7 protein-coding genes, 1 pseudogene and 1 CRISPR repeat array are annotated in these 7,901 nt (G+C 40.5%); of the genes and pseudogenes, 5 read left to right on the top strand and 3 right to left on the bottom strand.

The window, feature by feature from the left end; all coding sequences use genetic code 11:
- From ACFFAP_RS32700 to ACFFAP_RS32685, 4 genes and pseudogenes are all read left to right on the top strand, one after another.
- Positions 1-683 (top strand): annotated as a pseudogene (locus ACFFAP_RS32700) (MFS transporter); the annotation flags it as partial.
- A 443-nt stretch (positions 684-1,126) separates the two neighbouring features.
- The gene (locus ACFFAP_RS32695) at positions 1,127-1,399 is read left to right on the top strand and encodes a hypothetical protein (RefSeq protein WP_375515114.1); all 273 of its coding nucleotides are present in this window, start codon (positions 1,127-1,129) and stop codon (positions 1,397-1,399) included.
- 272 nt (positions 1,400-1,671) lie between these two features.
- On the top strand, positions 1,672-1,914 hold the full coding sequence (locus ACFFAP_RS32690) for a hypothetical protein (protein ID WP_375515113.1): 243 nt from the start codon (positions 1,672-1,674) through the stop codon (positions 1,912-1,914).
- A gap of 185 nt (positions 1,915-2,099) precedes the next feature.
- Positions 2,100-2,975 (top strand): alpha/beta hydrolase family esterase, encoded by an 876-nt coding sequence (locus ACFFAP_RS32685; protein WP_375515112.1) that lies wholly within the window; start codon positions 2,100-2,102, stop codon positions 2,973-2,975.
- A gap of 10 nt (positions 2,976-2,985) precedes the next feature.
- On the opposite strand, the gene ACFFAP_RS32680 is transcribed toward ACFFAP_RS32685, so the two are convergent.
- From ACFFAP_RS32680 to ACFFAP_RS32670, 3 genes are all read right to left on the bottom strand, one after another.
- Positions 2,986-3,816, bottom strand: coding sequence for a dienelactone hydrolase family protein (locus tag ACFFAP_RS32680; RefSeq protein ID WP_375515115.1), 831 nt, complete (start codon positions 3,814-3,816; stop codon positions 2,986-2,988).
- A gap of 443 nt (positions 3,817-4,259) precedes the next feature.
- A CRISPR array of direct repeats spans positions 4,260-5,106; the repeat unit is 38 nt; unit sequence AATTGCAATTCATCAAAATCCCTATTAGGGATTGAAAC.
- Between the two features lie 28 nt (positions 5,107-5,134).
- Positions 5,135-5,650, bottom strand: a complete 516-nt coding sequence (locus tag ACFFAP_RS32675; RefSeq protein ID WP_375515111.1) for a DUF29 family protein — start codon at positions 5,648-5,650, stop codon at positions 5,135-5,137.
- 246 nt (positions 5,651-5,896) lie between these two features.
- Positions 5,897-6,520, bottom strand: a complete 624-nt coding sequence (locus ACFFAP_RS32670) for a class I SAM-dependent methyltransferase (RefSeq protein ID WP_375515110.1) — start codon at positions 6,518-6,520, stop codon at positions 5,897-5,899.
- A 93-nt stretch (positions 6,521-6,613) separates the two neighbouring features.
- Here ACFFAP_RS32670 and hemH point away from each other — a divergent pair, with 93 nt between their 5' ends.
- Complete coding sequence (gene hemH / locus ACFFAP_RS32665) at positions 6,614-7,780, top strand: ferrochelatase (protein ID WP_375515109.1); 1,167 nt, start codon at positions 6,614-6,616, stop codon at positions 7,778-7,780.
- Positions 7,781-7,901: the final 121 nt, after the last annotated feature.

Raw genomic sequence — 7,901 nt, 5'->3', positions numbered from 1 at the left:
AAGAACTGAATCCAGAAGGTATCAAGCGCGACTTGCAATTATTGTTGCACGATCCGCGAGTTGGGGTAGAAAGTTTTAGCGATCGCCTTTCCCATTTTGACCGTTCTACGATCATCGCCCTGCTGAAAATTCGGGAAGATATTTCCGATGAAGAAGCGGCGCGGATTGCCGATAACATTGTATCTGTAAGGGAGCAATTTGTAGAACAAGTGCGGAATATCCAACGAGGCATTCAAGATGCAATTGATGGGGTTTTTGCCCGCATCCGTAACTATCTCAACTCCTTGGATCGCCCAGAACTTAACTATGATAGTATCAAGGGCGATGTCCGCACATTTTTTGACGATCCGCAAGCGGGGTTTGATGCCCTGCGCGATCGCCTCTCCTCTTTCGACCGTGAGACCCTGGTGGCAATAATGAGTTCTCGTGAGGATATCTCTGAGGAAGATGCTAACCGGATCATTGATCAAATTGAACGGGCCCGCAATACAGTATTGCAACGTGCAGAACGCATACAGCAAGAAGCCCAACGCCGCCTAGAACAGGTAAAACATCAAGCACAGCGTCAAGCAGAAGAAACCCGCAAAGCCGCAGCGACAGCAGCGTGGTGGCTATTTGCTACAGCATCCGTCTCCGCGATTTTCTCTGCATTAGGAGGAGTAATCGCTGTAGTTACGCAGTAGTTTAACAAGTTTTCTCCGCTAAATTTTAAGCCTCCTAGTATGGGAGGCTTTTTTATATTTGGGATATCATATTATGTCTGCTTGATTGCTTATTAAACAATACGCTTGGGTTAAGCCCCAAATCCAATGCAAGAGAAGTTGCAATTGCTAGTCTCTACATACCTAAAATCCTTAACCCAAGCGTATTAGCTTATTCAAACCGAATAAACCCAGATTACATAAGGCTTTTGGAATTTGTAATTGGTATAACTATGCCTTTAAATATAGTCATATATGAATATCCTTTACCACTCTAATCTCAGCAATTAGATGGGTGAAAATATATTTTATTTAATGCTTTAATGTTATTAAATAACTTGCAATAAAATTTGAGCCTATTCTCAATAGAGCGTCTCATATTTTTGACAAGTTAAGAATTTTTACCTAAGTGGCAATTTCAAATCATGGAAAATACATTAGTTGATAAAACCTTCCGTGACAGCAATGGAAATATTGTTGTAGCTCAAATGCCAAACCCACCACTTATTCTTTGGATAGGAGCTAGTTTACTAACTCTAGTTTTTACAAGTGGTAAAATCAATACAGTACTAGACGTTTTGGCAACTGGCTCCTTGTTTACTTGGGCGTGGCTGGAACTATTTCAAGGTGTTAATTATTTTCGCAGAGCGCTAGGTCTTGCCGCATTCATTGGTCTTATTGCGTCAAAAATTTTGTGAGCATCGGTAAGTAGCAAATAATACTAATAAAACAAAAGTTACCGAAGTATCTTTTTTTGTTCAAAATCCAAAATGTGAATAAAGTCATGCTTAAATTATGACTTTTTTACAATGTGCCTTCTTGTTTAGTATTTTAAACTGAGAGCAATACAGCAAATCAATTAAGACATGTAACAAACGAAACTTACAGAAAACGTAGAAGTAAGAATATTTGTTCATAAATTATTGATAAATGCTGTAGAAAACTAAACTAAATTGATGGAAATTTGAACATGAAACGTATTTTATTAGGTACATTACTTGCTCTCCCATTGGCAATTTCCTCCTTGCCATCACAGGCATCGGCAGCAGAAATTATTGTCAGACCCAATGTTCATAGAACTGCTTTTGTGCATAGACCTGTTATTGCCCGATTTCAACGAAGGTTAATTCCTGCACATTGGGAAACAGTACGACGCGGTAACAGATTGGTTAAGATTAGAGTTCCTGCTCGTTATGTAAATGTAAGAGTTTAATATCTAAATAGAGGCTAACAACTCAAGTAGGGTTGTTAGCCTCTATTAGGTAAAAGTTTTTTGCGAGATAAGATTTATAAAACAAATAAAAGTATTTGACATAAATCAATTTAACTAACATGAATATATATCAAAATTGTCGGATTTTAAAAAAACTTATAATAGTTCTACTTAGCATTACTTTATTGACAGCTTGCGATTCCATTCAGGCTGAAGAAAAAAGTATAACTAAAGCAAAAATCTTGAGTGGTGATAATTATGGAGAAATATATGACCAAGGAAAGTTACGTACTTACTATTTGTACACTCCAAAATCTTATAATCCAGACCGCCCGATGCCGTTAGTTTTAGTGTTTCATGGAGATGATGGTAGTGGTCGGTCTATCAGTAATGTGACTCGCTTCAATGAATTAGCAGATAAAAAAGGATTTATTGTTGTTTATCCAGATGGAATTGACCAAAAATGGAGCCTTAGAGGTAACGCTCAAGGAAAAGTGGATGATGTTTCGTTTGTCAATGCTTTGATTAATCATCTTCAGCAGCAAATCAATATTGATAGCCATAAAGTTTATGCTACCGGTTTTTCTAGAGGTGCCATACTTACCCAAGCACTGGCTTGTAAATTACCTGATAAAATTTCTGGTTTTGCATCAGTAGCTGGTTCGCTCCCAGTTAGACTCAAATCTAATTGCCAGCCTCGAACTTCTATATCGATGTTAACGATCAACGGTACAAACGATCGCGATGTCCTTTATGAAGGTGACGATCGCACTCAACGAGGAGCGCTGCTTTCTATCTCAGACATGGTAGACTTTTGGCGATCGCACGATCAATGTACTTCATCAAATGAATCTCCTAACTTTTCTAAAGATAAAGTGAAAACCGCTATCTACACAGGTTGTAGTGACAACTCAAAAGTCTGGCAGCTAGCGGTAATAAACGGTGGACATTTCTGGCCTGGTGGTTCCTCAACTGACAAAAGCGTAAACAAATTCAATGCAAACCTGGGGCTGAACGCCAGTGAAACAATTTGGAACTTTTTTCAAAGTCACAGTTCGTAAACCGATACCGTTAAACACCATTTTGCTTAAACCACGCCAAAAGACGTTTCCAACCGTCCTTAGCATCTTTCTCGCGGTAGGAGGAACGATAATCGGCAAAAAAAGCGTGGGGTGCATCGGGGTAGACGATGATTTCAGATTTGCTGCTGCTGGACTTTAAGCGATCGCGCATCTGCTCTATTGTATCAAGAGGAATACTCGTATCCTTGCCACCATAGAGTCCCAGAATGGGGACTGTCAGTTTTGATGCAATATCGATGGGATACTTGGGTTGAAGTTCGGTTGCATCGCCCACAAGTCGTCCATACCAAGCCACACCAGCTTTCACCTTGGGATTGTGTCCTGCATATAACCAGGTAATGCGACCACCCCAGCAGAAGCCTGTAATTGCTAATTTATTGGCATTCCCCTTAGCTGATTTCACAGCCCAGTTTACCGTGGCATCAAGATCGGATAACACTTGGGCATCTGGCACTTTGGCGACAATTGGGCGAATTTCGTCTATGTTGCTTAACTTCGAGACATCGCCTTGACGGATGAATAATTCCGGTGCGATCGCTAAATACCCCAACTTGGCAAAGCGACGGGTGATATCCTGAATATGCTCGTGTACTCCAAAGATTTCCTGAATTACCAGAACAATTGGGAAATTTTCACCAGTGGCTGGTGCTGCTCTATAGGCAGGAATTTCCCCATCTTTGACGGGAATTTTCACCGCACCAGCTACCAACCCCTTGGCATCAGTGGTGATGACTTCGGCAGAAATGGGTTGTACTGCTAAGGCAAAACCCGTCGCCACGGTGGCTGTTGCAATAAATTTACGGCGTGTTATTTCTTGCATCATCTCTACTTTACAATTGGCGAAAACTTTATTATTGCTTATCCGTACAGTACTACAATGTAAATACTACGGTTTAGCAATCACTTTACCGTGATATTAGCTTCGTTTGCTGTCCAAGCCTTCTTTCTCTGTAGCTGTTGTTAGGGAAAAGTCGGACGTATCGTCAGCCCCTCTGGGGAAGTCAAAAGTCAAATGCGCGGTAGGGTAGGTGTACAAATTCCACAGCCGAAAAAAGTGCTTCTATCTCAACCCCAGCAAGTATTTCACCCCACTAATGTTTAATTTTCATTCGCGCAATCTCTGAAATGCTTACAGTAAGTAGATTTTAGCCTTTAACCTTTCTCGGCACTCTTCCCAAACGAATTCTCTAATGCTATGATTGCTCTTGAATCGCGCAACCGCACCTTGAAAATTAAATATAGCTTGGCTTTCAGGCTCCCGCTAATTGCAATTCATCAAAATCCCTATTAGGGATTGAAACAAGTCCTGCAAGTTCTGAACAGGCATGAAATCCCCAATTGCAATTCATCAAAATCCCTATTAGGGATTGAAACTTCTGTTAACTCAAGGGGGTATTTGGTAATAGTTCAATTGCAATTCATCAAAATCCCTATTAGGGATTGAAACAAAAACTCTCCCAATTAGCTCAAACCCTTGATAAATAAAATTGCAATTCATCAAAATCCCTATTAGGGATTGAAACTTGTCTCTGAGGAATCTTACAATCCTGCTCAGATATAATTGCAATTCATCAAAATCCCTATTAGGGATTGAAACAAGGTTTCAAAGTCTCAATACTGCGATTTACGTACAATTGCAATTCATCAAAATCCCTATTAGGGATTGAAACAGGGCAAGAGGATAATAAAATTCTAACGCCGTCAAAATTGCAATTCATCAAAATCCCTATTAGGGATTGAAACACATTCTTGCAAAACCTGAACTTGTATAGAAGTAAAAATTGCAATTCATCAAAATCCCTATTAGGGATTGAAACGATTTCTCTGCATCTGTAAGCTGCAAAATCGATGGAAAATTGCAATTCATCAAAATCCCTATTAGGGATTGAAACCCTAATCTCCCAGGCGGCGCAAGTTATGATCCTGAAATTGCAATTCATCAAAATCCCTATTAGGGATTGAAACTCAGAACTGCTTTTTCATAAGCTTGGATAGCTTGAAATTGCAATTCATCAAAATCCCTATTAGGGATTGAAACAATGATTGACTTAGGAGCTACTCTACCTATTCCTAATTGCAATTCATCAAAATCCCTATTAGGGATTGAAACAAAAGATCAGATTGCGATCGCTTTATTTTTACCGATTTATCCAATCTTCTTCACCAGCTAACTGACTGAGATAATCATCCATAATCGCTGGTAATTCCTTTGGCGAATAAGTATATGTTAAAGCCAGTAAACTAGTAGCTGTAGTCGAAATCTGGTTTTTATCTAGCATTGCAGACAACTGAGATCGAGTAAATTTGCCATTCATCACTTCCTCACTCGCATCAGCGATCGCATCTTCAATTACTTCCTCTTCTATGAAATTCTCCCATTCCTTTGAATTGATATAATAAGATGTTTGATTGTCTTTTAGATTGACTTCTTTAATTTCGCGGATTGCATTGCGAATAGAAGCAGCCCAAGAATTTGTTAATCGTTTTTCTACTTTATTTTTAATCAAATGAATTAATAGAATTCTTAAGAACGATTTAATCTGCCGCAGAATTGCCTTTTTACTCATGCCCTCTAATTCATCTACAATTGCCAAGGCATCTGCATAACGTCCTTCCAAAATACTCTTTTTGAGGTCTATAAGTTCCTGGGTCATTTTTATCGCCTACCTGCTTTCCAATCTTCTCCACCGATTAGCTGAGTTAAAGTTTCAGCCACAACTGCCGATAACTCCTTAGCTGTTTGTAGTAAGGACTTCAGTCCTTCTTTTGGACTAAAATCCTTACTACGAAATCGATTACAATAAATCTACATTATTTAACATGATTCGCTTTATTCGCACCGACTTACTTCCTTTATTAACAGCAGAGTCTCTACCCTGCCATTAATAAAGCAGTATTGTTCACTTCTTAGCCTGTATCACTTGCAAACTACCACCTGCATATAAAGTTGGCTCATCCACATCAAACCCAGTCTCAGTTAACAATCCAGGCAAATCAGTTTTCAACAATTGCCAAGCTGTTTCCGTCTCAAACAACAACAAAAACATTGATACCCCAGGCCAAAATATCGGATTCGTAGGAGCATGAAAATCCACCAGTGTAAATATCCCTCTTGGCTTCAACACCCGATAAACTTCACTAATAATTTTTCGCAATTGCTCAGGCTGCATCTCGTGTAATGCAACGCTAGTATGCACCACATCAAATAGATTATCTGCAAATGGCATCTTTTCGGCAAAAGCTTCGAGATAGACTGCTAATGGTACATTTTGCCGCGCCCGTTGCAAAGACTTGGGTGAAGCGTCCAATCCTGTTACATTTTGTGATAATTTTACCAAAAATTGCGTCGTTTGACCACTACCGCAACATAAATCTAAGACCTGAGTATCTGAGTGAATTGTTAAGCCTTGCAAAGCAAGTTGCCGAAAACGGGCTTCACCACCTACACTTAAGGCTGCTAAACGAGAGATCCCATCATACAGCCACTGATAGCGGTAACTCCAATCCCTTAAAATTGTTGCCATTGCATATTTCCTTGCTATTAAGCTTTATATTTAATAAAGATATATTGTTAACATTAGTAAAAAACCTGAAAAGATTGGGGGAAAGTAACTGCTATGGGTCGTGTAGGCGTCTTATTACTCAATCTCGGTGGCCCCGATAAGCTAGAGGATGTTGGGCCGTTTTTGTACAACCTATTTTCTGATCCGGAAATTATTCGCCTACCATTTCGCTGGTTGCAAAAGCCCCTAGCCTGGTTTATTGCCTCGCGGCGAACCAGAACATCTAAGGAGAATTATAAGCAAATCGGTGGTGGTTCCCCACTGCGGCGGATCACAGAAGCGCAAGGGGAAGCTTTAAAAGAACAGTTGAGTTATTTAGGGCAAGAAGCCAATATCTACGTGGGAATGCGTTATTGGAATCCCTATACAGAAGAGGCGATCGCACAGATCACCCAAGATAATATAGAACACCTGGTAATATTACCACTATATCCCCAGTTTTCTATCAGTACGAGTGGTTCTAGCTTCCGGCTTTTAGAAAAACTTTGGCAAGAAGACCCAAAACTTCAACCCATTGATTACACCGTCATTCCTTCCTGGTACAAAGAAGCAGGCTACCTGCAAGCAATGGCGGAACTCATAGCCCAAGAACTAGAACAGTTTCCTAACCCGGATGAGGTTCATATATTCTTCAGCGCTCACGGCGTTCCTAAAAGCTACGTTGAAGAGGCTGGCGACCCTTACCAGCAAGAAATTGAGGAATGTACTGCCCTGATTATGCAGACCCTCAATCGACCTAATGTCCACACCTTAGCTTACCAAAGTCGTGTCGGCCCAGTAGAATGGCTCCAACCTTATACTGAGGATGCCCTCAAAGAACTAGGCACACAAGGCGTGAAAGATTTGGTTGTCGTGCCAATCAGTTTTGTATCAGAGCATATTGAGACACTGCAAGAAATTGATATTGAGTATCGAGAAGTAGCAGAAGAAGCAGGAATTCACAACTTCCGTCGCGTTCCTGCTCCCAATACCCATCCAGTGTTTATTAATGCACTTGCAGACTTAGTGATTAATGCGTTGAAAAATCCCAGTTTCAAGCTTTCGCAAGCTGCCCAAATGAAAAAAATGGTGAAAATGTATCCGCAAGAGCGTTGGGAATGGGGTCTGACGACTAGTGCCGAAGTATGGAATGGTCGGATTGCCATGCTGGGTTTTATTGCATTAATCATCGAGTTGATTACCGGTCATGGCTTCTTGCACATGATTGGACTTTTGCAATAAAGGGTACTGGGGACTGGGGATTAGGGACTGGGGACTGGCGAAGAGGGAGAGGGGAAAAGGAGCAGGGGAGGCAAGGGAAGAGTAATCTACAATCCCCATTACCCCTTATCCCCAAAGGGGG

Origin of the sequence: uncultured Nostoc sp. (assembly GCF_964245575.1) — a bacterium.
Taxonomy (GTDB): Bacteria; Cyanobacteriota; Cyanobacteriia; order Cyanobacteriales; family Nostocaceae; genus Nostoc.
Note: the sequence above shows the minus strand (reverse complement) of the source record. Positions and strands in the feature narration are given on the sequence as shown.